Source organism: Priestia sp. YIM B13489 (assembly GCF_042787645.1).
Classification (GTDB): domain Bacteria; phylum Bacillota; class Bacilli; order Bacillales; family Bacillaceae_H; genus Priestia; species Priestia megaterium.
This window is the reverse complement of sequence record NZ_JBHZOQ010000053.1, coordinates 3845209-3870057: the sequence shown is the minus strand read 5'-3', so window position 1 is coordinate 3870057 and position 24849 is coordinate 3845209. Positions and strand designations below refer to the sequence as shown.

Here is a 24849-nt window from a genome sequence, read left to right as displayed (position 1 = left end):
AACGTTTAACTATATAAAAAAAGGGTAAGGGACTTTTTGAAACCTTTATAACATTTCGTACGTATAAAGGGTAACAAATGTTAAGAAAAGAGGTTTTCTTTATGTTCAGAAAAATTTTTGAATCATTAACTGGATCTAAACATCGACGCTACAGCAGCAGCGATCGACACTATCGACGTCCTCGTCACTACAGCAGCAGTGATCATCATTACAGACGTCCTCGTCACCATAGCAGCAGTAGCGATTATAAGCGAAGCAAATATTATGACAGCCACAGTCATTCAAAATATGGACACCACCACTATAAGCGTAAGCGTAAAAGCGGAAGTTTCTTCTCAAGCTTTTTCTCAAGTTGATTTATGATGAAAAATCGAATGTTCAAATATCTTCATCGCTGGCTAGTTGACCTCCCTTTTAAAAAAGGAAAAGTCATTTGCGGGCGCTATGAAATCATAGATGTACTGGGAATGGGAAGCTATGGTATAACATATGTTGCTAACGACATTGTGCAACAAAAAAAGGTAGTCGTAAAGCAGCTCCGTAAAACGAAGCAGTGCACGTCCCAGGGGCTGAAGTCTTATCATTATGAAGCAAAATTGCTGTCTCAATTAAATCACCCTCAAATTCCTTCACTGTATGAAGCTATCGAAACAGCTGAAGGCTATTTCTTAGTGATGGAGTTGATTCAAGGGAAAACGTTTGAAGATTTAATTTTTGAAGAGAAGTGCGTGTATACGGAAGAACAAGCGCTTAACATTTTACTTAATATTCTAGACGTAGTTTCTGCTATTCATGAGCAAGGAATCGTTCACCGTGATCTTCGTATTCCAAATATTATTGATGTTAACGGAACCATCTATGTTATTGACTTTGGTCTTGCTAGATTTTTAGGAGACCATGAAGAAACAAGCACCCTTATAGAAGAACAGCAGTTTATGAGACAAACATCTGCTGCAAGCGATATCTATGCACTTGGTCATTTTCTTTTATTTTTATTATACTCTGGTTATGAGCCGACGGAAAAACAAGAAAGAAGCTGGGAACAAGAGTTACATTTATCGGCGCCTATTAAGACAATCATTCAAAAAATGCTGAGAGCAGATGAATCGTATGAAAGCATTAAAAGTTTACAAAAAGATATTTATGACTATATAAATAGTAAGAACTCAGGGAGGGGAAAGTATGGCGCTATTTAATAAAGCGTTAGCCCGCATTGGAATTGGTGCAGCGCGAGTGGACGCTAAGCTTGTCAATGATGAATTTCGTGCTGGTGAAAAGATTGAAGGAATTGTTGAAGTGTACGGAGGCAATGTTGAGCAGAAAATTGACAGCATCTATCTGCGTCTATTCACAACTTATGTAAAAGAAAGAGACGATAAAAAATACAAGCAGGATATTGAGCTTAATACGTTTAAGATTAACGACCCGTTCACGATTCAACCATCTGAAACGAAGTCTATTCCTTTTACCTTTCAGCTGCCTGATGATACGCCTGTTACATTAGGGAGAACCCGGGTTTGGGTGGCGACGAGCCTTGATATTAAAGACGCCGTTGATCCGTCAGATATTGATCATGTAAAAGTGCTTCCTAACCTTATGGTAACAAGCACAATTGAAGCTATGGAACAGCTTGGCTTTCGCTTGCGCCAAGTCGAGTGCGAAGAAGCCCCTCGCCGGATGAGAAAAAGACTTCCTTTTGTTCAAGAATTTGAATTTGTTCCAAGTGGTGGAGTGTACGCTGGGAAAGTAGATGAAATTGAAATCATCGTACAGCCGAGCGGCTTACATGACTACGATTTATTTATAGAAGTAGATCGACGTGCCAGAGGGTTTGGCGGCTTTCTATCTGAAATGCTGGATGCAGATGAGTCGCTCGTTCATGTTCATGTTTCTGAAAAAGAAATTCCTCAGTTAAAAAATATATTAACCAGTATTATTTCACGCTATAGCTAACGTGCATAGCTCTCCTTTATTTTTCGTATATTAAAGACAGTAAAAAGAAAGGAGAGAGGTATATGCCGCAATCAAAGCAAACGAAAAAAATAAATGCAAAAGAGGAGTTTTCGGCTGAATTTGTCGTTCATCAAGCTCCTAAGCCAGAAGACTATATTCAGCCAAAACGTGTGAATAAGTAAAGCATGTAGAACACTACATGCTTTTTCTTTTAATAGGTTGGAGGAAATAAAAAATGGTAAACCGCACTACAAAATATTCTCTATTTATTGTATCGCTTTTAGCTTTCTTTTTACTGATTTTATTTACATTTAATACACCTTGGGTGAAACAGATTGACTTTAATGTGCTTCATACCATTGAAGGATGGAGGACGGACACGTTAACACCCATCATCATATTTATAACAACCGTAGGATCTTGGTATGTTACTGCGCCAATATGGTTTGCAATTATAGTATTTCTTCTTTATAAACGAAAAGGGTTGCTCGTTTTATATATCACGCTCGTTTTTTGGGGAGTTCGCGCTTTAAATTGGGGATTGAAGGAGATTTTTGCAAGACCAAGACCTGATTGGAGTCAAGTCGTTCCCGCCTCTCACTATAGTTTTCCGAGCGGACATGCCATGAACTCAATGGCGTTTTACAGCGGAGTACTTTTGTTAATATGGATGTATACAAGAAGCAGGGCTATCAAAACGGCAGCTGCATGCGTAATTGCTATTGTTATTTTATTAATTGGATTTAGCCGTTTGTATTTAGGCGTACACTTTTTAACGGATATACTAGCAGGATATTGTTTAGGACTTGCTTGGTCCTTAGGGGTCTACCTCCTTTCTAAGCGCCTATATAACCAAAAATAGGAGCAATGGTTACATTTTTTTCGTTAATATTTCATTTTGTTTAAGTAGGCCTATTGATTCATCCATTCAAAAACAACTAATGATAAAATGGGAAACAAATATTTTATGTACATGTTTAATAAGAAAAAACTAGTAATTTCGACAAAAAACGTTTTGATTCGATAAAGGATTTTCGGATTTTATCACTAATTATATAAGAATACATGACGTAAAAGAGTAAATACTTGCTTTTGGGTGGAGGGAAGAATGTTGAGTGTGTGGACCACAATAAAAAAACAATTTAATATTAGCACAGAATATGATGTAACCATTATGCAAACAGAAGAAAAAGGCGAAAAGCGCGGATATAAGCCTGTCCATCGTCTAACGATTACAGCATTCGATCATCAAGACGCAGCAACACAAGTATTTCAGATGTTTAATATTGCTGATAATTTGCCAAAAGATTGTGATGCGAGGTTTATCAGTACAGGCGATATTTTGTTAATTGATGAAGGTACTCGAGGAAAGTATTACTACAAGCTATGGACAGACGGCTGGCAAAAAGTGAACCGCCTGCACGTACGCTAAACATAAGGTAAAAGCGACCTATCTGGCCGCTTTTTATTTATATGTTGACCCTTAGTAATCACGAGTATGATGGCCAGGGCCATTTTTTCGGTTTGTTGCTGAATATTCATCTCCATGGGCTTCATGTTCTGCTATAATTGCTTCTTTTGGAATATGATTATTCTTTTTAGGCGAATTAATTCGATTGCGATGTTTTTTTCCCATACATATCACCTCAGCTAACGTTAGTAAATCCCTTGCGCTATTAGCGTACCCTTATATAAAAAGACATACTACGCCATTTTTTGGGCCGTATGTCTTTTTATTTTTGACGCATAATGTTAGAAGTAAATAGACAAGCAAGGGATACAATATGGTATAGTGAAAGCGTAAGATTTTTTACATATAGGAGGTACGAAATGAGCGTACATATTGGGGCAAAACAAGGTGATATTGCAGAAACGATTTTACTTCCAGGTGATCCACTTCGTGCAAAATACATTGCAGAAACGTTTTTAGAAGATGTAACTTGCTATAACGAAGTGCGCGGTATGCTTGGATTCACAGGAACATATAAAGGAAAGCGCGTTTCTGTTCAAGGAACAGGAATGGGTGTACCATCAATTGCTATTTATGTAAATGAACTAATGAATGAATATGGTGTTCAAAACCTAATTCGGGTTGGTACATGCGGAGCAATTCAAAAAGATGTAAAAGTACGGGACGTTATTTTAGCCATGTCTTCGTCAAGTGATTCACAAATGAACCGCGTTAAATTTGGTCCTATCGACTATGCACCGACAGCTAACTTTGATTTATTAAAGCGCGCTTACGATGCAGGTGTTGAAAAAGGCCTTCAGTTAAAAGTAGGAAGTGTATTTACATCTGATCAATTTTACAATGAAGACGGCCAGCTAGAAAAATTGGCAGCTCACGGCGTATTGGCAGTTGAAATGGAAACAACGGCTTTGTATACGCTAGCTGCTAAATACGGCCGTAATGCTTTATCGGTTTTAACAGTAAGTGATCACATTTTCACTGGTGAAGAAACGACGTCAGAAGAGCGTCAAACGACGTTTAACGATATGATTGTTGTTGCGCTTGAAGCAGCAATTAATGAATGAACATAAAGTCGTTTATTTGCTGAATGGCAGCGAAAAGCTGCGGCGTAACAAATAAAAAGACGAGAAGCAATCAGGCTTCTCGTCTTTTTATTTGTGAAAATTAATTGTTTCCAAACGGGAAATTGTATGGTACGATTTGATACGTTAAAAACGGCTTTGATTTTCGTGGAAGTCGAAAATCGTATAAAAAATTCATAAGAGGTGATAAACCATCATGATGGCAAGTATTAAACAGCAGTGGTTTTCAAACGTTCGAGCAGATATTTTGTCTGGGATGACAGTTGCTCTTGCGCTTATTCCAGAGGCCCTTGCTTTTTCCATTATCGCCGGTGTCGATCCCATGGTTGGCCTGTATGCATCTTTTTGTATGGCAATTGTGATTGCTTTTACAGGCGGAAGACCAGCTATGATTTCAGCTGCAACAGGAGCAATGTCTTTATTAATGATTAATTTAGTCAAAGATCACGGCATTGAGTATTTATTTGCAGCTACTGTTTTAACCGGAATTATTCAAATTTTACTTGGTGTTTTGAAAGTAGGAAGGTTTTTATCATTTCTTCCTCAAACAGTTATGATTGGATTTGTAAATGCGCTAGGTATTTTAATTTTCACAGCACAGCTTCCGCATTTTCAAGGAGCAAATTGGATGATGTACGCAATGGTAGCCGGAACGCTGCTCATCGTCTATTTGTTTCCGCTCATGACCAAAGCAATACCATCTCCGCTTGTTGCCATTGTCTTGATGACGATTGTAGCGATTGTCTTTCATTTAGATTTAAAAACGGTAGGAGATATGGGGAATATTACGCGTTCGCTGCCGGTTCTTCACTTTCCAAAGGTTGATTTATCAGTGGAGACACTGCTTATCATTTTACCTTATTCGCTTCCTTTAGCGATTGTAGGCCTACTTGAATCTATGCTAACGGCAACGGTACTGGACGAAATTACAGATACGCCTTCGAATAAAAATAAGGAAGCGCGCGGTCAAGGCATCGCTAATATTGTAACAGGTTTCTTCGGAGGAATGGCTGGCTGTGCCATGATTGGACAATCTATGATTAATGTAAAATCAGGGGGACGTGGAAGGTTATCTACCTTAGTCGCCGGAGTCTTTTTATTGTTCTTAATTATGGTGCTTGGCGATGTTGTTAAACAAATTCCAATGGCTGCTCTTGTAGGCGTTATGTTTATGGTAGCTGCTGGTACATTTGATTGGCAGTCCCTTAAAGACTTAACGAAATATCCGCTATCGGATGCTATTGTAATGGTTGTTACGGTGGTTATCGTATTGTTTACACATAACTTAGCATTAGGAGTAATGGTAGGTATTGTTTTAAGCACCATTGTATTTGGATGGAAGATGGCTAAAATCAAAACAACTTCACAAACAGAAGGCAATATGAAGCAATACAGGGTTTCAGGGCAATTATTTTTTGCCACGATCAGCTTCTTCATGGATGAATTTCAGTATGAAACAGACCCGGATACCATCATTATTGATTTTAGTTCTTCTCATATATGGGATCAATCGGCCGTGATCGGCATCTCAAAAATTATCGATAAGTACGAGCGATTGAATAAAAAGGTTATTGTAAAAGGACTAAATGAAGATAGTAAAAAAATCGTAAGGCAAATTGGCATAACGTCGCTGTCGAACAAATAAAAGGTGTGCAGTAGCACACCTTTTATTTGTTTCGTTTTAGTAGCTGTATGAGCCAGGTGGAAAAAGAAGTTGTAGATGGAGGTACGGATGTCTGTTTTAACAAAATAGCATAGGCTTTGCGCCGATATTGGTAATCAAGCATGCATATCTACTCCTTTTAAAACAGGATTTGGAAGCGTTTTCTTTATTGTAGCATGCTTAATAGGGAGATAAAAGAAAAAAGAGAGACCATCGTCTCTCTTTAATCATTTCCAAACATATAGCGTTTGTGATGCCATGAGATTCCAAACATCAGACCCATTGCAAACATGTTCCCCATCAGTGAACTACCTCCATATGAAATAAAAGGAAGTGGAATTCCGGTAATAGGCAAGACTTGAATGGTCATACCGATATTTTGAAATACGTGGAACGTAAGCATTGAAATAACGCCTACACATAAGTAAGAATTGAATTCATTTTTTGTTTCAAGGCCTAGCTTGATCAAGTAATAAACGAGTACGAAGAAAAGACTAATAACAATGCTGGCGCCGATAAAGCCAAACTCTTCTCCAATAACTGCAAAAATAAAGTCGGTCTGTCCCTCTGGCAAATAGACAACTCCATTTCCGATTCCTTTACCGTTTACCATTCCTGATCCAATTGCATCTAACGATTTCTTTAAATGATAGCCCTCTCCCGAACTATATGACTCAGGATCAAGCCAAGAATAGATACGTCCAAATTGGTATTGCTTAACCCCTAGATACTTTTCTAATAGGTTAGGTGCATAAACAACAAGTCCCAAAATGACAGAACCAACCGCTGTAATACCTAAAAATGCAGGCGCGATGATTTTCCAGCTTACGCCTGAAACAAATACAAGTCCAACCGTGATTGCTAAGAACACAAGGGCGGTACCTAAGTCAGGCTGCTGCATGATTAATAATAAAGGTAAAGCAAGTACAGCACCCAGTTTACCAAGCAGTAAAAAGTCTTCTCTTACTGTCCGAATACGATATTTTTCATTGTGTTTCACAATGACCGTACTCAGTGTGATAATCAAAAACACTTTCATAAACTCTGATGGCTGTAACGAAAAGCCGGGAAGTGTGAACCAACTTTTTGCCCCGTTAATTTCTCTGGCAATGCTTGACGGAGCCACTAGTAAAAGAAGCAATAAAAAGTTCCCAAATCCATAAAAAACCCACGTTAGCTTTTGAAGCTGATCGGAGTCAAAACGCATGACAAACCCTATAATCACCATTCCGATTATATAAAAAACAACTTGCTGCGCTACGAAGTTCTTATCATACTGCCCAATTTTTTCAGCACTATGGATTGCCACAACGCTTACGCAAAACAATAGGAAGATTAGGAAAGCCAAGTTCCAGTCAAATCTACTAACATTTCTTTGATTTTCACCCATATTATTCACCTGTCACTATTAAATCTCATTCTTTCTTTATGATAAAAGAAAAATGCTGGTTTTTAATGCAAAGTCGATTAATGAAGAGTCGCACTAACCCCACTTTGCAGTTTTTGCTTTGAATATAGACTTGCTAAAAGTAAGGAAAGATATGTCGCAAGCTGCGTTACCATACAGCCTTTTATTATACATGAATTATTCTATAACATAAATAGGAGAAATGATAACAATTTCTTTTTTCTAAAAACTCTATTTGTAGGGATTTATTCAATTCATCTTCTTTATCTCCTTAAAGGTTAATATGAAAACATATTATAGGAATTTATCTTTTTTTGCACGTGAAAAGATAAAGAAACGTGTATATATATAACGAAAGAAAGGGCAAATAGTTTCATATGAACGACTGAAAAATTCTAAACTGCGAGGACTAAATCTAGCAAGCTATACATATGAATAATAGTAAAGATAAGAGAAAGTGTTCTACACTATCTTTTTCTACATGCAGACATTCAACTTCTTAGCACTCCCACAAGTAAACAGTTGAGACAAGAATATAGTTATATTCGACTTTCTTGCTGATGAACGAACGTATGGAAGGTATATGGATAGATTACCGAATCAGACACATAGGATATTAGGAAAATAATAGATAGAGATTAATAGAATCATAACGTAGAGAGGTGTGTTTATGATTATAGGGGCAAGTGTGACAGCATTTTTATTATTATGGTGGACAATTTTTTATAGCGGGCGCTACTATCATTATGTTTCAGAGCCTGTTGGCAAAAGAATTTCCCTTCACGTAGGAATACATGTCACCTTAGTGGTTGGAGTGAATGCATGTCTCTGGCTTGAGCAGCCGCTGCTTTTTTCTAGCATTTTAGCAGGGTGTACAGGACTAGGAGCCGGATGGTTTGTAGGGATTCCTTTTTCGGTAAAAAGTATTTTAAGCGGAATAATGGGGGGGATAGGAACCGGCGTTAGTTTTTATATCTCTATGAGCATGTGGATGGATCAATTTAACTGGCTATCTTTTTTATTGATAGGAACGAGCGTTATTTTTGGCGGAAGCTCATTATTTCAAGTGTTAAAATCGATTCCGTCATTTGAAAAGGTACTGGTAAAAATGTGGATTCAACATCCTTTTCTGATAGCTCCTATTTTGATTACCGTATTTTGGCTGTATAATTTTATTGAAAAATATTTTCCGCAAGCAGATCCAACACGCAAGTAGTTTCCGTGTTGGATTTATTATTTCCTCTGATAAGACTCCCCTTTAAGTTTACCAAGTTTAACATCGTTCAATTAGTTTATAGAAGGTAAAAGTAGACATTCACCTATCTTCATTATGATGCATATTGTAACGTAGCAAGCATTATAAAGGGGGAGTGCGTATGTATCCATGTCAATACGATCCACGTTTTCAAAATTTGTTTCCACCTGGAGGAGGTCAAGGGTTTCCATCCTTTCCACCTGGAGGAGGAGGCCAAGGGTTTCCACCACAGCCACCTGGAGGAGGAGGCCAAGGGTTTCCACCACAGCCACCTGGAGGAGGAGGTCAAGGATTTCCACCACAGCCACCTGGAGGAGGAGGTCAAGGATTTCCACCACAGCCACCTGGAGGAGGGGGCCAAGGGTTTCCGCCGCAGGGAGGAGCGCAGCCGCCTTCAAGTCCGCCGCCAGCTTTTACACCTGCACCAAAGCTAGGTTCAGGAGGTCCATCACTTTATGCTGTTGATCCAGGCGCTATTTCAGGGTGCTTATACCGATACACCTATATATGGCCGAGAAATGGTCGACCTTACTGGTTTTATCCAACCTTTGTAGGCAGACGCTCAGTTGCAGGATATCGTTGGACAGGATCTTTCTGGGTGTATGCTGGGGTAGATGTAAATCAAATTCGAGAATTTCAATGTGTATAAAACTCCGCTTGCGGAGTTTTTTTTGTGCGAAAAGGTTGACGCATAAAAAATGGCGTTATATAATAAATCTCGAATTAAAGATAATTTGTTTAGTAATATCTTGAATTAATGATAATAGACACTTTTTAGGAGATGACATTTATGGCAAATGTATTATATGTAAAAGTAAATCCGCAGGTTGATGAAGCATCATTTTCAACTCGTTTAGCACAGGTTTTCTTAGATGAGTATAAAACAGCAAACCCGACTGATACAGTGACAACGCTTGATTTGTATAAAGAAACAGTTCCATTCATTGATGGAGATGTTTTAGCGGCATGGGGAAAAGCTGGAGCTGGTGAAGAATTATCAGCTGTTGAATTAGAAAAAGTAACGCGTATGGGTGAATTAGTAGAGCAGTTTTTACAAGCTGACAAAGTTATTTTCTCAGCTCCAATGTGGAACTTAAGCTTCCCTCCACTAATGAAAGCATATATTGATAACATTTTAATTGCAGGAAAAACGTTTAAATATACTGAAAATGGTCCAGTAGGATTAGCTTCAGATAAAAAAGTAGTATTACTAGAAGCTCGTGGAGGCGTGTATTCAGAAGGCCCTGCGGCAGAGCTAGAATTTACTCAAAGCTATTTACGTACAGTGATGGGCTTCATTGGGGTTCAAGATTTCCAACTGGTTGTTGCAGAAGGCATGGCTTACACACCAGCAGAAGCAGACAATATTCTAGCAAAAGCATCTGAAAGAGCAAAAGAAGTTGCATCAACGTTCTAATGTCAAAAGCCCTTTAAAAGGGCTTTTTTTTAGGTTTAAAATTCAATACCCCTCCTTCGGAAAATATGCAAAGGGTTACATAAAATGCAGCGTAGAGAACGTACTTCTTATAAAAACGCTTATACATTTTTATTTACAAGACAAAAAAAGCATGGTTAAATAATGACCATGTTAACGTAACATCGGATAGGGGAAGTTTTTCTGCAGAATCATTGGGGTATGCTACAAGTACAATCTAAAAAAGGGTGATTGAGATGTTTAAAAAATTATTTGGTAATAAGACAAAGTCAAAAGAAACAACCGTTCTAGCTCCGCTTTCAGGTAATATCCTGCCAATCAGCGAAGTACCAGATCCAGTGTTCGCACAGAAGATGATGGGAGACGGTTTTGCAATCGAACCTTCAGAAGGACAAGTTGTTTCACCTGTTGCTGGGGAAGTCGTTCAGCTTTTCCATACAAAACACGCGGTAGGCTTAAAAACAGAAGCCGGTACGGAAGTATTAATACATATCGGCCTTGAAACAGTGGCAATGGAAGGCGAAGGATTCGAAGCTCACGTGGCACAAGGTGACAAAGTAAGTGTAGGAACACCTCTTATCACATTTGATTTAGCGCTTATTCAAGAAAAAGCGAAAAGCATTATCACACCAATCGTTATTACAAACAGTGATGCAAGTGAAAGTTTCGAAATTTTGGCTCAAGGGACGGTTCAAAAAGGCGAAACGGCTTGTGCAAAAGTAACGATGAAGTAATTAGCAAGGCCTTTTCCTTTAAGAAAGGAGAGCGCATTTGAAGATTTTAAAAGTGTTAAATAACAACGCCGTTGTCTTTAAAGAAGGCGGAGTTGAAAAAATTGCGATGGGTCCCGGTATTGCTTTTCAAAAAGGTAAAAATGATCTTATTAATGCTGCAAAAGTGGAGAAAGTCTTTGTCATGAAAGAAGAGCAGGAGAAGTTTCAAGAACTATTAAAAAACCTTCCTGAAGAGCATATTCAAGTGGCGGAAGAAATCATTTCTTATGCTGAGCAGCAGCTTTCTGCTACATTAAGTCATCATGTGCATATTGCTTTGAGCGATCATTTATCCTTTGCTGTCGAAAGGATAGCCCGCGGAATTTCCATACAAAATAAATTGCTTAATGAAATTAAATCTCTCTATCAGCCTGAGTATGCAATAGGAGTATGGGCTCTTCAGCATATCAAAAAGAGACTAGATATCACGATGCCGATTGACGAAGCGGGATATATTGCGCTTCATATTCATACGGCGAAACTGAATTCACCGGGCATGCAGCAGCTCATGATGAATACAACGATTATTAATGAAATGGTTACGATTATAAAAAAAGAGCTGAATATGGAGATTGATGAAAACAGCATGTCCTATCAGCGGCTGCTGACTCACTTGCGCTTTGCGTTAAACCGTTTAGCGCAAAATGAACCTTTTCATGAGATGGATGAAGAGATGCTTGACGTATTAAAAGTCAAATATAAAAAATCGTATCAGTGTGCTGAAACGATCAAGCGATTTGTCAAAGATGAGTACGAAATTAATTTTCCAGAAGCGGAGCTAGGATATATCACGCTTCACATTTGCCGAATAGAGCAAAGAATATAGAAAAAAACATTGACGAATATTGTTGCTTTGAGTACAATGAAAGCGTATTAATTGAATAATCGGGATTGTGACTGGTAAAGCAGGCAAGACCTAGAATGCGCATGAAGGACAAGTATGTCTTTTATAAGCGTATTTTAGGTCTTGCTTTTTTTATGACATACAACAAGGAGGAAGTAAGATGGACGTAAAAGAAATTGCTAAAAAGCTTGTTCCGCTTTTAGGAGGAAAAGAAAATATTGCTAGTGCGCAGCACTGTGCTACGCGTTTGCGCCTCGTTATTCGAGATGAAAGCAAAATCGATCAAAAAGGTTTAGATGAAATAGAAGATGTAAAAGGGGCTTTTTCAAATTCAGGACAGTTTCAAATCATTTTTGGAACCGGTCTCGTTAATAAAATCCACGCTGCTTTTGTGAAAGAATTAGGTGCTGACGAGGCTGCTGCCCCAGCGGATCATCAAGAAGAAATGAAAAAGAAAATGAACCCATTTGCCCGTTTTGCCCGCATGCTTTCCAATATTTTTGTTCCGATTATTCCAGCCATTGTAGCCAGTGGTTTACTAATGGGGCTGCTCGGGATGATGAAAGCGTTCCAATGGGTCTCAGAAGATAGCGCGTTATTTGTGTTATTGGATATGTTCTCAGGCGCAGCATTTATCATTTTACCGATTTTAATCGGGTTTTCAGCTGCAAAAGAATTTGGTTCAAATCCTTATCTAGGAGCGGTTATCGGGGGGATCTTAACGCATCCGATGTTATTAAATCCGTGGACATTAGCAGATGCTAAGCCAGAATATATGGATTTGTTTGGCTTAAGTATTCCGCTGATTGGCTATCAAGGTACGGTCGTTCCGATTTTATTGGCTATCTACGTCATGAGCAAAATTGAAAAGGGACTCCGGAAAATTGTGCCGAATTCGGTTGATTTACTTGTTACGCCTTTTTTAACGGTTATTATCACAGGCTTTGTGTCACTTGTGTTTATTGGCCCTTTCGGTCGCTATATTGGAGATTTAATTTCGATCAGCCTTCAGTCTCTATACGATGTAGCCGGAGTGTTTGCAGGAATTTTGTTTGGTGGCTTGTACTCAACTATTGTATTAACAGGTTTGCAGCATAGTTTTCATGCTATTGAAGCAGGACTGCTTGCTAATCCGAAGATTGGCGTTAACTTCTTACTTCCTATTTGGGCCTGCGCGAATGTGGCGCAAGGAGGAGCAGGGCTGGCTGTTTACTTTAAGACGAAAAATGCCAAAACGAAAAAAATTGCGATTCCAGCGGCTATTTCTTCCTTCTTAGGAATTACAGAACCGATTATTTTCGGCGTCAACTTAAGACTTCGCAAGCCGTTTATTGCTGCGGCTATAGGCGGAGCAGCCGGGGGCGGCTACGTGGTACTTATGCACGTAGTAGCCAATGCCTACGGACTTACAGGTATTCCAATGATGGCCATTGCTGCGCCGCTTGGTATGAGCAATTTAATTCACTATATAATCGGTATGATTATTTCTGTAGGTGTAGCATTCGGCGTTACGTGGTTCATGAAACTAAAAGAAGACTGAGAAGCAGCAGTAAGCATACGAGAATAAATAATGGTATTAGATTTGCTCATCATATTTTATGGTGAGCAAATTTTGTGTCGTAAATATGAAACTTTTTAAAAAGTAATACGTAGAACAGTCAAAGAGATAAGTTGATGTTGTGTAACAGGAACGTAAATGCTACACTACATATATTGGATTGTACTATTATAGTCAGAAAGAGAGCTGGCACATGGAATTTTATCACGATCTTTTTCTATATGCGCCGTATTTATCTGCTTTCGTTTTATACATCCTTTGTTATTATATGCTTCGTGAAGCTAGGTTTACGGCTTTTCATGCGGAACCTGTCACCGACCATGTGAATGCAGGGATTGATCCTTCAGTATTAACAATATGGAAAAGACGAAATGTATTTATACATGTGTATAGAAAAACACCAGTTAAAGAGAAGAATAATGATGAAGAAGATCCTTTCCTTCTGAAAAACACTTCATACATTTAGTCATTATTAGGAGGAAAGAATATGAAAAGAAATAAAAAATTATTATTGCTTGGTTTAATGGGAGCGCTTCTTTTAGCTCTAGCCGGCTGTAGCAGTACAAAAACACCGGTCACGGCTACAAGCGGCGGATTCTGGGATCATTATTTTGTTTACCCTTTATCTATGGCATTAACGAAAATTGCTGAGTGGGCAGGCGGAAGCTATGGTCTGTCTATTATTATTGCGACGTTTATTATTCGTTTAGTTCTATTACCGCTTATTTTAAAACAGCAAAAGAGCACGATGGCTATGCAAGCACTTCGTCCAGAGATGGAAAAGATTCAAAAGAAATATGCTGGTAAAAAAGATCCTGAAACACAGCAAAAGCAGCAAAAAGAAATGATGCAGCTTTACCAAACGCATAAAATTAATCCGGTTGGCGGATGTTTGCCAATCTTTATTCAAATGCCTATTATTATCGCATTTTATAATGCCATTGCACGAACGCATGAAATTGCACAGCATTCATTCTTATGGGTAAGTTTAGGAAAGCCAGATCCTTACTTCATTTTACCGGTAGTTGCAGCGATTACGACATTCTTACAAATTCGTGTAAGTATGACGGATGAAATTCAACCTCCAATGAAAATGATGATGAACATTATGCCAATCTTCATCTTAGTAGCGGGAATTTCACTTCCATCTGCTCTTGCATTATATTGGGTAATTGGTAACTTATTCGGAATTGGACAAGGTTACTACTTGAAAAAACGTATGAGCTTATTAAAAGAAAAAGATGCGGGTAATAATACAGCACAAGCTAAAACAAAACCATCACCAAAATCTAAGTCAAAATCATAATATACAAAAAGCGCAGCTATTCGCTGCGCTTTTTTATTTTTTCAAAAATGTGATGAGATGAGGAGATTTGTGTAACGCTATAAAAAAAGACAGGAGTGAACATGGTGAAAAAAATAGCGTTATGTCTGCTTTTTCTTATGTTGTTCCCTATGCAAATAAATGCTGCCAATACAGTGAAAGTCAGTTTTATACGGCAAGGAAACCTATGGGTATATGATAACGGTACCGAAAGGCAGTTATCCTATGCCCGTCATGCCTCTATGCCTCAATGGTCATCACATGGAGATATGGTTGCTTATGCAGAAAATGATTCTTTAATGATTGCACCGTTAAAAGGAAAACCGCTACTTGTTGAACATGATGTGACTCATTATCAATGGTCACCGGTTGCTGAGGAACTTGCGTATATTTCGAATGGAATCTTAGTATATTACAACGTTAAAACGCATGAAAAGAAGCGTGTAGCCGTAGGGGTTGATCAGTTTTCATGGTTTCCAGAAGGAGATCGATTTTTAATTACGTCAGCTGCTGCGCTGGCGCCGACGGGATGGGGGCCGGTAAAGCTATATACAGTGAGCAAATATGCAGGGTTAGATGTAAAAAAAGTGGAGGCTTTTACGACGCTCCCGGCAGAAAATGATTCGTTTTTTGCGTATACAACAAGCAGCTTCAAATGGTCTCCTAACGGTCAATGGATTAGTTTTATCGCTATTCCAACGGCTTCGATGTCTGCAGATGCAAATAAGCTGTGCATCATTACAAAAGAAGGGAAAGCTTTTCAAGTAGTGGGAGATATGCTTAATGTACCTAATTGGTTTAAGTGGAGTAATGAAGAACAAGTACTGGCATTTATTAATGGGGAAGGAAGGTTTGCCACTGAAAATAAAAAGTTCACTTTAAAAGAGATGCCGGTTTTTAAAGAACATGTGTTTACTCCAAAAGGCTTCGCAGATTGGGATTTTACTTGGACAGAAAAAGATAACATTATCATTTCACGTGTGCCCGAAGCAGGGTGGTCGAATGATGAAAAAAAGAGGCCACTGCCTTTTTTGTATAGCATGGACGTAAAGACCAATAAGCAAAGTCAGTTCACATTTCCACAAAAAGGCTTAGGAGATTATGCGCCTGTTTATCATAAAGCAGCGAATCAAACGATGTGGATTCGTACAAATCGAAAACAAGCAAATCTTTTAACACGCGTAAAAGATACGAAAAATGATAAGATACTTATTTCAGGCTTAGACCTGCCGGGAAATTATTATGAGCTGTATCGGTGGAATGAAGTATTTAGCGTGTACAACCCTTAATAGCTAATTAAAACATAAGAAACTAAGGTGAAAAAATGAATATACGATTGTTGGTAAAAGAAGACGCTGACATGTACTTTGAACTCCGTCTTCGTGCTTTAAAAGATCATCCCGAAAGTTTTATTTTAAGTTATGAAGAAGAATATGAAAAAGAAATTGCTGACATCCGAAATTATTTTCCAAGCAGCCAATCAGAATTTGTAGTAGGAGCTTTTATGGAAAAACAGCTTGTGGGGATCGTAGGGTTTCAGCAGCAAAAGCCTTTAAAAGTTCAGCATAAGGGAGATATTTGGGGGATGTACGTAGCCCCTGAAGCAAGGGGGAAGGGTCTTGGAAAGAAGTTGTTAAAAACCGCTGTTGAACAAGCTTTTTCAAAAACAAATGTTTTGCAAATCTACCTGGCCGTCGCTGCTAAAAATGAAGGAGCAAAAGCCCTATACAAAAGCCTCGGTTTTATTTCTTATGCGTATGAAAAAAGAGCTCTTCAAGTAGATGGTGAATTTATCGATGAAGAGCATATGGTATTGTCTATAAAAAGCCTTTGATCATATCAAAGGCTTTTTTGTGCGGAAAAATTTAGCTGAAACGTATAGAGATGGAAGCACATTCCCCATAAATATGCTATGATTTAACATATAGGATTATGGAGAGGCGAGGCAGCAGATGGAAAAACTGATTGAATTAAAAAATGTTGCAAAAGTATACAAAAAACATACCGTATTAGAAAACATTCACACGACCCTTTATAAAGGAGAGACTGTGGCGATTGTTGGAAAAAACGGTGCGGGAAAAAGTACGTTTTTAAAGCTAATTGGCGGATTATCTAAACCGACTAAAGGGACAGTTCACCTTCATAAAGAAACCGGTACGCCTGGATTTGTGGTGGAACAATTTCCTCAGGAGCTGCGTTTTACGCTAGCAGGTTATTTGCAGCACATGGGACGAATTCAAGGATTGTCTAAGAAAAAGCGCAGCTCTAGAATTGAAGAGCTGCTCGAAACTTTCGAAATGGTAGAGTTTAGACATGAAGAAATCATTTCTTTTTCAAAAGGAATGAAGCAAAAAGTCAACATGATGCAAGCGCTGCTGAGTTCTTCTAAGCTGCTATTGCTTGATGAACCTCTATCAGGATTAGATGCTCGTGCTCAGCTAGAAGTAGAACGAATTTTTACAAAGCTCAAAGAACGAGGGATGACCATTGTATTTACGTGTCATGAAGAAAGGCTCATTCATGCTGTAGCTGATCGTGTTATCACCATTGGCTCACAGCGCATTTTAAAAAATGAGCGCGTTCAACTCATTGAGCATTTAACGGTTATTGAGGCAAATGTCATTCTCAATAAGCCGCTTCGCTTATTAAAAGAAAAGTGCACGAAAATTGAACAGCATGGAAACTACTGGATTTTTTATATAGATAAAAAATATGTAAACGAGTTTCTTGCAGAATTGCTTGCTGTTCAAGCTGAAGTTGTAAAGCTATATCATATGGAAAGGGAAGAAATTTAAGATGGGTGCATTGATTCGCTATCATTTTATTACATACATTAAATCGTATCGATATATTCCGCCGCTTGCACTTTATATTATTTCGTTGTGTATGAACTATACATATAGACCGAACCCGGTGCTTGATAGCTTTTTTAATACGGCACTTTTCCTCTTCTTTCTAACCACTTGGTTTACGATGTCGCTGTTTCACGCGGAAGATTCCAGTCAAGAAGTTATTACAAAACTTCACGTAGGGAAAAAGAACAAGTACTTTATGAGCAAGCTTATTAGCTGTATGCTGCTGTTTACATTTTTATCAGCGGTTTCCATTGCTTATCCTGTGCTCCTTGATATGTTTGAAGTGGACATATCCACTAAGCAAATGGTGTTTGGGTTTATTATTCACTGGACGTTTAGTTTGCTTGGTATGAGCATAGGCCTTGTTTTCACAAGAGATGTTGTAAGAGAAGGCAGCTTATCGTGGTTTGGACCTCTATTTATTTTAATCGTTACGCTTGCAGCGGCAGGCGTTTCATTTCCATATCAAGGAGGGGGACTGCTGCTGTATGTTTTGCCGCCCGTATCTGCAATCATTCAATTTATTAACGAAGGATTAAATAAATTTTTGGTGTTTGGCTGGGCTTTGCTTTATGCCATAGCATTAATTAGCCTGTACTTGTGGAGAGCGAATAGAAGAGATGTATAAAGAATAAACACTTGCCGCGGCAAGTGTTTATTTATTATGAAGCACGTTATAAAGGCGATCCGGGTAATTAGTAAACATGCCGGTTACGCCCCACTCGATAAGCATTCTCATTTGCTTTTCATCATTTACGGTATAAGGATGAACGTCTAAATCATATGAGCGAGCTTTTTGTACATATGGTTTTGTCAGCGTGTTTGCGTTCGGACCGATGCCGTCCGCGTACGTTTTGATTTGTCTGAACTGCTGATCTGTTAACATATTGGTTTGCTTAGAACGAATCAGTTGAATTAGTTTCATAGTAGGTCGGTATCGATGGACGGTTTTTAAGCTTTCAGGACTAAATGATTGTACAATGACGTGATTGGTATGAATGTTGTACTTAGCCATCAGCGTCAGCAATTCCTTTTCCATACCTGGATATTCATGAGGAGATTTTGTTTCAATATAATAGTTTGTTCGATTGCCAAACGTACGGAATATTTCTTCTAAAGTTGGAATGACGGCTTTTTTATTACCTTTTCCTGCGTTCAAACGCTGAAGCTGCTTCACTGTATACTGTTTTACATATCCTGTTCCATTTGTCGTTCGGTCAACTTTGTAGTCATGAATTGCTACCAGCTGCTGATCTTTAGACATATGAAGATCAAGTTCAATGTAATCCGCTTTTTGCTGAACGGCTGCGAGATAAGATTGCATCGTATGCTCTGGCTCATAACCTGATGCGCCTCGATGAGCAATAATGGCTACTTTTTCTGCTTGAGTAGAAGCTGCCTGCGTATGTATAAACATAAAAATACCGCATAAACAAAGAGTGAGTGAGCTTACAAACCACCATTTTCGTCTCATATCAAAACTCCTTTTTATTGAGGGGTCGTGCATTAGTTTACTAGTGAGATGTTGTGTTCATATTAAGGCTGTGTAAATATTTAAATAAAACGAACGAGTATGTAATTAAAAGTAATAAACGCCGATGTTTAGTGAGAAACATCGGCTGTTTTTTCCGGGCGAAGGCTTGTATAAATAACGAGCCTGCGCTCATGAGTTTTCTGTTTATGATCAAACGTTCCCGTACAGGTGATTAAATTAAGCTGGTGTTGAAAAGTTGGACCGAAAATCTCTCTGATAGGAGCAGAATCTCGGGGATAAGAAGCTTTATTGGTAACAACAAAGGTCAGCTGATCCCCTTGCTGATCGGTTACAAAAATTTCATCTCCTTTTGTGAGCTTGTCGAGATGATAGAAGATAGCGGGTCCTTTTTGATCATCAACATGTCCTGCAATGACCGCATTTCCTTCCTCTCCAGGTCTTGCTCCGAGCTTAAACCAAGCTACATCATGACCATTATCAGGAACGCTCATTTCACCTTGGTTAGTAAGGCCCATTCCTTTTATAAAAGCCTTGATATGAAGTTTCGGAATAATAAGCTGAGATGGAAGAGGCGTAGAAGCATTTCCTGAAGATTTCAAGGATTGAGCTGATTTTGTTTCAGCCATCTTCCCAACAAAATCCGTCGAGCTGTTTGCAATTGCTGATTGGGCAAACCAGCTGCTCATGAATAGTATAAAAGAAAAGGTGAAAACCCCTCCTATCCATTTCATTCGCTTTCGTATCCTCTGTGACGACGAACAACAAATATAGCGACCGCTCCAATTCCTAATAAAGTAAGAACTGGCACAATTGAATTATAATTATCCTGTGAAGCACCGCCCATACCTGTTTTGGGCATTTCGGAAGGCATAGCCGTATTATCTTTTAATAAAAGCGTTTCAAGACTGTCGGCTTTGTTAATAGCGAGCACTGTGTAAACCGTGTTGGCTTCTAAATTAAGGTTTGGGATGTCCAGTACTTTTTTATTGTCTTGACTAGTTGTAATGGTCAAATCATAGGTTCCGGCATCTACTTCAGAATAGTTTGTCATTTGTTTAAAAGCAGTGTCTTTAAACAAAGTAGGGCCGTGATTAATACCTACATCAACAGCAGGAGCGTCTGGAGAAAAGTGAGCAATTCGGATTTTACTCTTTCCTTTAGCTACGTTCATATCATCTTGAGCTACTTTTAATTCCAAGTGTGCAACTTGGTTAATAGCAGCAAGGGTATAGGCTTTGTTTGCTTCGACGGTTACATTAGTGGAAATGACAGGTTTTTCTTTTCCTTTTGTACCTATGGCATATACCTCTACTTTATGAGAACCCGCAGGTACCTTAAGATAATCTGTCACATCTTTAAACGATGCGCCGACTACGATGCTTTGATTGTCCACATATATATCTACTTCAGGTGCATCAGGTGACGCATGCACAACTCGTATCATTGCCTCCTGCACAGCTGCAGAAGTGAAATTATCTGAAAAAGCTAGCAATAAAACTGCGAGTAAAGAAGCAGCAATAATCTTTACACGGTTCATAACGTTTTACTCTCCTTTTAATCTAAGTTTGTCCTGTTAGTCCCGTATGAAAAGTGGTGGGCATGCATTCACTTTTGAACGTACTCGGGCATTTATTCACTTGTTATCATCTACAATTTTATCCAATATATGCATAATTTATTTCATTAGATGAAATTTTTGTAAAAGAGCAGGTGAATAGTTTGAATTTTGTGATAATATTAAAATAAGGGTTTGGTTAGTAGCTGATGTCTCTATCATAAAAGGAGGGGAAGTTATGTGCTGCAAACGAATCATGAAATAAAAAAGGTTGTTCATCGTTCGCTATCAGCTAAAATGATTGTAAAGCGCATGCTGTTTATTTTAGTGGGAGCCCTTTTAATGGCCGTCGGGCTAGAATTTTTTCTTGTCCCTAATGAGGTTATTGACGGTGGAATTGTAGGTATATCTATTATTTTATCCCACTTAACGGATGTTCAAATCGGCTTTTATATCTTCGTATTAAATCTTCCATTCTTTTTCATTGGCTATAAGCAAATTGGAAAAACATTTGCGCTATCTACGCTTTTAGGTGTTATCATTCTATCCATTGCTACCTCTATTTTTCACGACTTGCCGGTCTTAACAGGTGACCCTCTTTTAGCCACTGTGTTTGGCGGAATTGTTCTCGGTGTGGGAGTAGGAATTGTTATTCGGTACGGAGGTTCGCTAGACGGCACCGAGATATTAGCTATTTTATTTAATAAGCGTACGCCTTTCTCCGTAGGTGAGACGATTATGTTTTTTAATTTATTTATTTTGGGAAGTGCCGGTTTTGTATTTGGCTGGGATCGCGCTATGTATTCTTTAATGGCTTACTTCATTGCTTTTAAAACGATTGATATTGTGATTCAAGGGTTAGATGAGTCTAAGTCAGCTTGGATTATCAGCGAACAATATGAACAAATTGGCGAAGCAATTCTTGCTCGTTTAGGGAGAGGCGTCACGTATTTAAATGGGGAAGGGGCGTATACGGGAGATGATAAAAAAGTCATTTTTTGTGTGATTACCAGGCTTGAAGAAGCAAAGCTAAAAGCGATTATCGATGAGATAGATCCATCTGCTTTTTTTGCTGTAGCAGCTATTGCTGAAGTTAGAGGAGGGAGGTTTAAGAAACGAGATATTCATTAGTGAAAGTTGTCTGCTAATGAGGCTGTCCCGTTATTACATGCAGCAGCCTTTTTAATTTTCTCTCTTTGTTTCGAGTATATGGAATGGTTTATGTCGCTTCTGCTGCGTCCTGCTTTGGGCATATCGAACTTCTCTTTTTTCTTGTATATCTTTAAAACAAACATGTAAAATGTCTAAAAGATATAAAAAGAGTACATAGTAAAAAACAGAAAGAGGGAGTGACATGAAAAAAACGTTAAAAATAGTAGGAGTCGGTCTTGCGGTTCTTGTTGCAGTAACCGTGGCTTTTTTTGTCATATGGTCAGGTTTTGATTATGAACCTTCAAAGGAGCTTCACTCACTAGTAGATGAGAAAAAAGTAGTGAAGAAAGACGATTATTATGTATTTAAGCCTCAAACGAACAAAGAGATAAAAGCCGGCTATATTATTTATCAAGGTGCTAAAGTAGAGCCGTTAGCATATGGCTATTATGCTCAGCAAATTGCAAATGAAGGATATCTTGTTGCTGTTGTAGATTCTCCGTTTAATATGAGTTTTTTTAGTCAAAATAAAGCGACGGATATTGTGAAAAGCTATCCGAAGATTTCCGCATGGTTTATCGGAGGGCATTCCCTTGGAGGAGTGAGTGCAGCCTCTTATGCGTATGATCATCAAAACTCAATAAAAGGCTTAGTTCTTTTAGCATCGTATCCGATGAATAAAAATAATTTTTCAACTTCCACTTATCCTATTTTGTCTTTAACCGGTGAGAAAGATGGTTTGTCGACGCCTGAAAAAATTAAAGAAACCAAGCATTTACTTTCAAAAAATACGGAGCTGGTCCAAGTAAAAGGAGCTAATCACGCACAGTTTGGAATGTACGGGAAACAAAAAGGCGATAACAAAGCCAGTATTTCCCTTAAAGAGCAGCAGGATGAGCTGGTAAAAAGAACGGTCAAGTGGTTAAACAGTCAAATAAAAAAGTCCGTCAGTAACTAACTGACGGACTTTTTTTCTTTTTTTGGAAATAACACTTGAAAAAATAACCAGTTAGTTATATAGTTAGTTACATTAGTAATGAACCACTTAAGTGAGGTAGTCAAAATGAAACAATCATTAGATCATCAGCGACCAATTTTTCAACAAATTAAAGAAACCATCGAAGAGAATATTTTGAATGATGCTTTTCCAGAAGAAGAAAGAGTACCGTCTACGAATGAATTTGCCAAAATGTATCGCATTAACCCTGCAACAGCAGCTAAAGGAATTAATCAGCTAGTTGACCACGGAATATTGTATAAAAAGAGAGGGATAGGGATGTTTGTATGTGCGGGAGCCAAAGAAGTATTGCTTACACAAAGAAAAGAAGAATTTTATAACCGTTTTATTGTTCCCCTGAAAAAAGAAGCACAGCATTTGGGGATTACGGTAAACGAGTTAAAAGAGCTGTTAGACAAGGGGGAAATAAAATGAATATAGAAGCGCAGCTGTTAAATAAATGCTATGGATCTAAACAAGTGTTAAAAGACATTTCACTTACGCTAGCAAAAAATAAAATATACGGGTTACTAGGTAGAAATGGAGCGGGCAAAACGACTCTGATGCAAATTGTAGCCGGGCATATTCCAGTTACGACAGGAGAGGTAAAAGTGGGCAATCAATCTCCATTTGAAAACCGCTCTGTCTTGCAAAACATCTGCTTAATTAACGAAAGCGGAAATTTCAAAAAAACATTAAAAGTCAAAGACGTCTTAAAAATTGCGTCACTTTTTTATCCTTACTGGAGCGAAGAAGCTGCTGAGAGGCTTATGGAAGAGTTCGATTTAGATTGTAATATGAAAGTGAAAGCATTATCTAAAGGTATGGAATCAGCATTAGGAATTATTGTTGGGCTATCTTCCCGAACGAGCATCACAATCTTTGATGAACCTTATATTGGACTTGATGCTGCGATGCGAGCGCGTTTTTATGAGCTTCTATTGGATGAATATGAAGAATATCCACGCACGTTCATTATTTCCACACATTTAATTGATGAGGTAAGTAATTTATTTGAAGAAGTACTCATTATGCAAAAAGGAAAGCTGATTCTTCAGGATACGGCAGAAAATTTGCAGCAGCGCTGTGTAAGTGTGAAAGGACCTAAAAGTCAAATTGAAGAATATGAAAAAGGAAAGCAAGTAATCCATGAACAAGTATTCGGAGGAGAGAAAAAAATAGTCCTCTTTAATGAAGATATTTATGCTGAGGAGCTTGTCGACAGTTCATTTCATATAGAAGCTGTTCATATACAGGATATTATGATTTATCTTACAGCAAATCGTGGAGGTGTAGCGTAATGAAAGGACAGTTTGCCGCCATTAGTTATTCGCTCTACGTTGAACTAAAGTATTTAATGATTCGCTTTTGGACGATTCTGTTAGCTTTTGTTGTAGTAGATATTTTAGTTTTCAGTCAGGTGAATGAGCATCTTCTATTAGTAACAAGTATGCCGCAGTACATCTTTTCAGGTATTGTAAGTTTTATTATCATTCGAAAAAGTTTTTCCTTTTGCTTAAAGTTAGGAGCTACTCGTAAAGCATATCTTTTAACGATGACCTGTGTTTTTGCTTTATTTGCAATTGTAATGTCCCTTATCAATGTTGTCATCATGAGCATTTCCATAAAGGTGATTAATAGTTTGAATTTAATGAATGTTCAGCTTTATTATGCGAGCGATTTTATCTTTCATGACCCTACTGTCACTGTTCACTTTTTAACGGACGCTGTATTTATTTTTTTTGTTACAGCAGCATCGTGTTTGCTCGGCAGCATCGTTTACAAATTCGGGCAAACAGGAGGGATGATCACCGGTGCTGTTTTAATTTTACTGTTTACGATTCCAGTGACAAAAGAACCGGTTATTCATTTTATAAAAAGCTTTTCGAACGGGTCGTTGTTACTTACATTCGGAACAATGGTTATCGTAAGCTTCTTATTCTTTCTTATCAACTGGCTGTTTTTAAAAAAAGCGTCTCCTGTCCATCAAGCCTAATAAAAAAAGCAATCATTCCTTTACTGAATGATT

28 protein-coding genes are annotated in these 24849 nt (G+C 38.2%); 23 read left to right on the top strand and 5 right to left on the bottom strand.

Annotated features, from left to right (window positions below):
* The first annotated feature begins 101 nt into the window (after positions 1–101).
* The 5 genes from ACFX4W_RS25825 to ACFX4W_RS25805 all read left to right on the top strand — a co-directional run bounded on the left by ACFX4W_RS25825 (position 102) and on the right by ACFX4W_RS25805 (position 3385).
* A complete protein-coding gene (locus tag ACFX4W_RS25825; RefSeq protein ID WP_114324454.1) occupies positions 102–356 on the top strand; it encodes a hypothetical protein in 255 nt (84 codons plus the stop codon).
* Positions 357–359: 3 nt separating this feature from the next.
* Complete coding sequence (locus ACFX4W_RS25820) at positions 360–1196, top strand: serine/threonine protein kinase (protein WP_043976623.1); 837 nt, start codon at positions 360–362, stop codon at positions 1194–1196.
* Positions 1183–1953, top strand: a complete 771-nt coding sequence (locus ACFX4W_RS25815) for a sporulation protein (protein ID WP_043976625.1) — start codon at positions 1183–1185, stop codon at positions 1951–1953. The genes ACFX4W_RS25820 and ACFX4W_RS25815 overlap by 14 nt, the downstream gene beginning before the upstream one ends.
* 235 nt (positions 1954–2188) lie before the next feature.
* Positions 2189–2815: a phosphatase PAP2 family protein gene (locus ACFX4W_RS25810; RefSeq protein ID WP_043976628.1), complete on the top strand. Its 627-nt coding sequence runs from the start codon at positions 2189–2191 to the stop codon at positions 2813–2815.
* 246 nt (positions 2816–3061) lie between these two features.
* On the top strand, positions 3062–3385 hold the full coding sequence (locus tag ACFX4W_RS25805; RefSeq protein WP_013058713.1) for a hypothetical protein: 324 nt from the start codon (positions 3062–3064) through the stop codon (positions 3383–3385).
* Between the two features lie 51 nt (positions 3386–3436).
* Here ACFX4W_RS25805 and ACFX4W_RS25800 read toward each other — a convergent pair whose 3' ends face one another.
* Positions 3437–3589, bottom strand: coding sequence for a hypothetical protein (locus ACFX4W_RS25800; protein ID WP_013058712.1), 153 nt, complete (start codon positions 3587–3589; stop codon positions 3437–3439).
* 194 nt (positions 3590–3783) lie between these two features.
* Here ACFX4W_RS25800 and deoD point away from each other — a divergent pair, with 194 nt between their 5' ends.
* The gene (gene deoD / locus ACFX4W_RS25795) at positions 3784–4488 is read left to right on the top strand and encodes a purine-nucleoside phosphorylase (protein WP_013058711.1); all 705 of its coding nucleotides are present in this window, start codon (positions 3784–3786) and stop codon (positions 4486–4488) included.
* A 214-nt stretch (positions 4489–4702) separates the two neighbouring features.
* Positions 4703–6151, top strand: coding sequence for a SulP family inorganic anion transporter (locus ACFX4W_RS25790; RefSeq protein WP_028410908.1), 1449 nt, complete (start codon positions 4703–4705; stop codon positions 6149–6151).
* A 241-nt stretch (positions 6152–6392) separates the two neighbouring features.
* On the opposite strand, the gene ACFX4W_RS25785 is transcribed toward ACFX4W_RS25790, so the two are convergent.
* Positions 6393–7559 carry an FtsW/RodA/SpoVE family cell cycle protein gene (locus ACFX4W_RS25785; RefSeq protein ID WP_014458560.1) on the bottom strand — a complete coding sequence of 389 codons (1167 nt, stop codon included), beginning with the start codon at positions 7557–7559 and terminating at the stop codon, positions 6393–6395.
* 688 nt (positions 7560–8247) lie between these two features.
* Between ACFX4W_RS25785 and ACFX4W_RS25780 the strand changes: the two genes are divergently transcribed.
* From ACFX4W_RS25780 to ACFX4W_RS25730, 11 genes are all read left to right on the top strand, one after another.
* Positions 8248–8793, top strand: coding sequence for a hypothetical protein (locus ACFX4W_RS25780; RefSeq protein ID WP_043976631.1), 546 nt, complete (start codon positions 8248–8250; stop codon positions 8791–8793).
* A gap of 160 nt (positions 8794–8953) precedes the next feature.
* Positions 8954–9481: a transporter gene (locus ACFX4W_RS25775; RefSeq protein WP_377560265.1), complete on the top strand. Its 528-nt coding sequence runs from the start codon at positions 8954–8956 to the stop codon at positions 9479–9481.
* Between the two features lie 141 nt (positions 9482–9622).
* Positions 9623–10249, top strand: a complete 627-nt coding sequence (locus ACFX4W_RS25770; RefSeq protein WP_043976635.1) for an FMN-dependent NADH-azoreductase — start codon at positions 9623–9625, stop codon at positions 10247–10249.
* A 254-nt stretch (positions 10250–10503) separates the two neighbouring features.
* Positions 10504–11001, top strand: a complete 498-nt coding sequence (locus tag ACFX4W_RS25765) for a PTS sugar transporter subunit IIA (protein ID WP_013084668.1) — start codon at positions 10504–10506, stop codon at positions 10999–11001.
* A gap of 37 nt (positions 11002–11038) precedes the next feature.
* Complete coding sequence (locus tag ACFX4W_RS25760; RefSeq protein ID WP_043976636.1) at positions 11039–11866, top strand: PRD domain-containing protein; 828 nt, start codon at positions 11039–11041, stop codon at positions 11864–11866.
* A 178-nt stretch (positions 11867–12044) separates the two neighbouring features.
* Positions 12045–13424, top strand: coding sequence for a sucrose-specific PTS transporter subunit IIBC (locus ACFX4W_RS25755; RefSeq protein WP_043976638.1), 1380 nt, complete (start codon positions 12045–12047; stop codon positions 13422–13424).
* Between the two features lie 505 nt (positions 13425–13929).
* Positions 13930–14748 carry a membrane protein insertase YidC gene (yidC, locus tag ACFX4W_RS25750; RefSeq protein ID WP_043976640.1) on the top strand — a complete coding sequence of 273 codons (819 nt, stop codon included), beginning with the start codon at positions 13930–13932 and terminating at the stop codon, positions 14746–14748.
* A 101-nt stretch (positions 14749–14849) separates the two neighbouring features.
* Entirely contained in the window at positions 14850–16055 is a 1206-nt protein-coding gene (locus tag ACFX4W_RS25745; RefSeq protein ID WP_043976642.1) for a TolB family protein, read from the top strand.
* 35 nt (positions 16056–16090) lie between these two features.
* Positions 16091–16600, top strand: a complete 510-nt coding sequence (locus ACFX4W_RS25740; protein ID WP_162214875.1) for a GNAT family N-acetyltransferase — start codon at positions 16091–16093, stop codon at positions 16598–16600.
* 118 nt (positions 16601–16718) lie between these two features.
* The gene (locus ACFX4W_RS25735; RefSeq protein WP_043976644.1) at positions 16719–17561 is read left to right on the top strand and encodes an ATP-binding cassette domain-containing protein; all 843 of its coding nucleotides are present in this window, start codon (positions 16719–16721) and stop codon (positions 17559–17561) included.
* A gap of 1 nt (position 17562) precedes the next feature.
* Entirely contained in the window at positions 17563–18249 is a 687-nt protein-coding gene (locus tag ACFX4W_RS25730) for a hypothetical protein (protein WP_043976646.1), read from the top strand.
* Positions 18250–18276: 27 nt separating this feature from the next.
* Here the strand turns inward: ACFX4W_RS25730 and ACFX4W_RS25725 are convergent, their stop codons facing one another.
* The 3 genes from ACFX4W_RS25725 to ACFX4W_RS25715 all read right to left on the bottom strand — a co-directional run bounded on the left by ACFX4W_RS25725 (position 18277) and on the right by ACFX4W_RS25715 (position 20653).
* Positions 18277–19095 (bottom strand): glycerophosphodiester phosphodiesterase family protein, encoded by an 819-nt coding sequence (locus ACFX4W_RS25725; protein WP_043976648.1) that lies wholly within the window; start codon positions 19093–19095, stop codon positions 18277–18279.
* Positions 19096–19223: 128 nt separating this feature from the next.
* Positions 19224–19847 (bottom strand): class F sortase, encoded by a 624-nt coding sequence (locus tag ACFX4W_RS25720; protein ID WP_043976649.1) that lies wholly within the window; start codon positions 19845–19847, stop codon positions 19224–19226.
* The gene (locus tag ACFX4W_RS25715; protein ID WP_043976651.1) at positions 19844–20653 is read right to left on the bottom strand and encodes a DUF4397 domain-containing protein; all 810 of its coding nucleotides are present in this window, start codon (positions 20651–20653) and stop codon (positions 19844–19846) included. Before ACFX4W_RS25715 ends, ACFX4W_RS25720 begins: the two co-directional genes overlap by 4 nt.
* A gap of 258 nt (positions 20654–20911) precedes the next feature.
* On the opposite strand from ACFX4W_RS25715, the gene ACFX4W_RS25710 reads away from it, so the two are divergent.
* From ACFX4W_RS25710 to ACFX4W_RS25690, 5 genes are all read left to right on the top strand, one after another.
* Positions 20912–21802 (top strand): YitT family protein, encoded by an 891-nt coding sequence (locus tag ACFX4W_RS25710; protein ID WP_013058693.1) that lies wholly within the window; start codon positions 20912–20914, stop codon positions 21800–21802.
* 223 nt (positions 21803–22025) lie between these two features.
* Positions 22026–22781: an alpha/beta family hydrolase gene (locus tag ACFX4W_RS25705; RefSeq protein WP_043976653.1), complete on the top strand. Its 756-nt coding sequence runs from the start codon at positions 22026–22028 to the stop codon at positions 22779–22781.
* A gap of 105 nt (positions 22782–22886) precedes the next feature.
* Complete coding sequence (locus ACFX4W_RS25700) at positions 22887–23255, top strand: GntR family transcriptional regulator (protein WP_013058691.1); 369 nt, start codon at positions 22887–22889, stop codon at positions 23253–23255.
* Positions 23252–24121, top strand: coding sequence for an ABC transporter ATP-binding protein (locus ACFX4W_RS25695; RefSeq protein ID WP_043976656.1), 870 nt, complete (start codon positions 23252–23254; stop codon positions 24119–24121). The genes ACFX4W_RS25700 and ACFX4W_RS25695 overlap by 4 nt, the downstream gene beginning before the upstream one ends.
* Positions 24121–24816 (top strand): hypothetical protein, encoded by a 696-nt coding sequence (locus ACFX4W_RS25690; protein WP_043976658.1) that lies wholly within the window; start codon positions 24121–24123, stop codon positions 24814–24816. The genes ACFX4W_RS25695 and ACFX4W_RS25690 overlap by 1 nt, the downstream gene beginning before the upstream one ends.
* Positions 24817–24849 lie beyond the last annotated feature (33 nt).

Excerpts from the sequence above, each read along its gene's own strand:
- ACFX4W_RS25725 (WP_043976648.1), bottom strand. The coding sequence starts at position 19,095 with ATGAGACGAAAATGGTGGTTTGTAAGCTCACTCACTCTTTGTTTATGC.
- ACFX4W_RS25720 (WP_043976649.1), bottom strand. The coding sequence starts at position 19,847 with ATGAAATGGATAGGAGGGGTTTTCACCTTTTCTTTTATACTATTCATG.
- ACFX4W_RS25780 (WP_043976631.1), top strand. The coding sequence starts at position 8,248 with ATGATTATAGGGGCAAGTGTGACAGCATTTTTATTATTATGGTGGACA.
- ACFX4W_RS25825 (WP_114324454.1), top strand. The coding sequence starts at position 102 with ATGTTCAGAAAAATTTTTGAATCATTAACTGGATCTAAACATCGACGC.
- ACFX4W_RS25695 (WP_043976656.1), top strand. The coding sequence starts at position 23,252 with ATGAATATAGAAGCGCAGCTGTTAAATAAATGCTATGGATCTAAACAA.
- ACFX4W_RS25705 (WP_043976653.1), top strand. The coding sequence starts at position 22,026 with ATGAAAAAAACGTTAAAAATAGTAGGAGTCGGTCTTGCGGTTCTTGTT.
- ACFX4W_RS25715 (WP_043976651.1), bottom strand. The coding sequence starts at position 20,653 with ATGAACCGTGTAAAGATTATTGCTGCTTCTTTACTCGCAGTTTTATTG.
- ACFX4W_RS25805 (WP_013058713.1), top strand. The coding sequence starts at position 3,062 with ATGTTGAGTGTGTGGACCACAATAAAAAAACAATTTAATATTAGCACA.
- ACFX4W_RS25775 (WP_377560265.1), top strand. The coding sequence starts at position 8,954 with ATGTATCCATGTCAATACGATCCACGTTTTCAAAATTTGTTTCCACCT.
- ACFX4W_RS25800 (WP_013058712.1), bottom strand. The coding sequence starts at position 3,589 with ATGGGAAAAAAACATCGCAATCGAATTAATTCGCCTAAAAAGAATAAT.
- ACFX4W_RS25820 (WP_043976623.1), top strand. The coding sequence starts at position 360 with ATGATGAAAAATCGAATGTTCAAATATCTTCATCGCTGGCTAGTTGAC.
- ACFX4W_RS25815 (WP_043976625.1), top strand. The coding sequence starts at position 1,183 with ATGGCGCTATTTAATAAAGCGTTAGCCCGCATTGGAATTGGTGCAGCG.
- ACFX4W_RS25735 (WP_043976644.1), top strand. The coding sequence starts at position 16,719 with ATGGAAAAACTGATTGAATTAAAAAATGTTGCAAAAGTATACAAAAAA.
- ACFX4W_RS25730 (WP_043976646.1), top strand. The coding sequence starts at position 17,563 with ATGGGTGCATTGATTCGCTATCATTTTATTACATACATTAAATCGTAT.
- deoD (WP_013058711.1), top strand. The coding sequence starts at position 3,784 with ATGAGCGTACATATTGGGGCAAAACAAGGTGATATTGCAGAAACGATT.
- ACFX4W_RS25785 (WP_014458560.1), bottom strand. The coding sequence starts at position 7,559 with ATGGGTGAAAATCAAAGAAATGTTAGTAGATTTGACTGGAACTTGGCT.
- ACFX4W_RS25740 (WP_162214875.1), top strand. The coding sequence starts at position 16,091 with ATGAATATACGATTGTTGGTAAAAGAAGACGCTGACATGTACTTTGAA.
- ACFX4W_RS25700 (WP_013058691.1), top strand. The coding sequence starts at position 22,887 with ATGAAACAATCATTAGATCATCAGCGACCAATTTTTCAACAAATTAAA.
- ACFX4W_RS25790 (WP_028410908.1), top strand. The coding sequence starts at position 4,703 with ATGATGGCAAGTATTAAACAGCAGTGGTTTTCAAACGTTCGAGCAGAT.
- ACFX4W_RS25755 (WP_043976638.1), top strand. The coding sequence starts at position 12,045 with ATGGACGTAAAAGAAATTGCTAAAAAGCTTGTTCCGCTTTTAGGAGGA.
- ACFX4W_RS25765 (WP_013084668.1), top strand. The coding sequence starts at position 10,504 with ATGTTTAAAAAATTATTTGGTAATAAGACAAAGTCAAAAGAAACAACC.
- ACFX4W_RS25770 (WP_043976635.1), top strand. The coding sequence starts at position 9,623 with ATGGCAAATGTATTATATGTAAAAGTAAATCCGCAGGTTGATGAAGCA.
- ACFX4W_RS25745 (WP_043976642.1), top strand. The coding sequence starts at position 14,850 with ATGGTGAAAAAAATAGCGTTATGTCTGCTTTTTCTTATGTTGTTCCCT.
- yidC (WP_043976640.1), top strand. The coding sequence starts at position 13,930 with ATGAAAAGAAATAAAAAATTATTATTGCTTGGTTTAATGGGAGCGCTT.
- ACFX4W_RS25690 (WP_043976658.1), top strand. The coding sequence starts at position 24,121 with ATGAAAGGACAGTTTGCCGCCATTAGTTATTCGCTCTACGTTGAACTA.
- ACFX4W_RS25810 (WP_043976628.1), top strand. The coding sequence starts at position 2,189 with ATGGTAAACCGCACTACAAAATATTCTCTATTTATTGTATCGCTTTTA.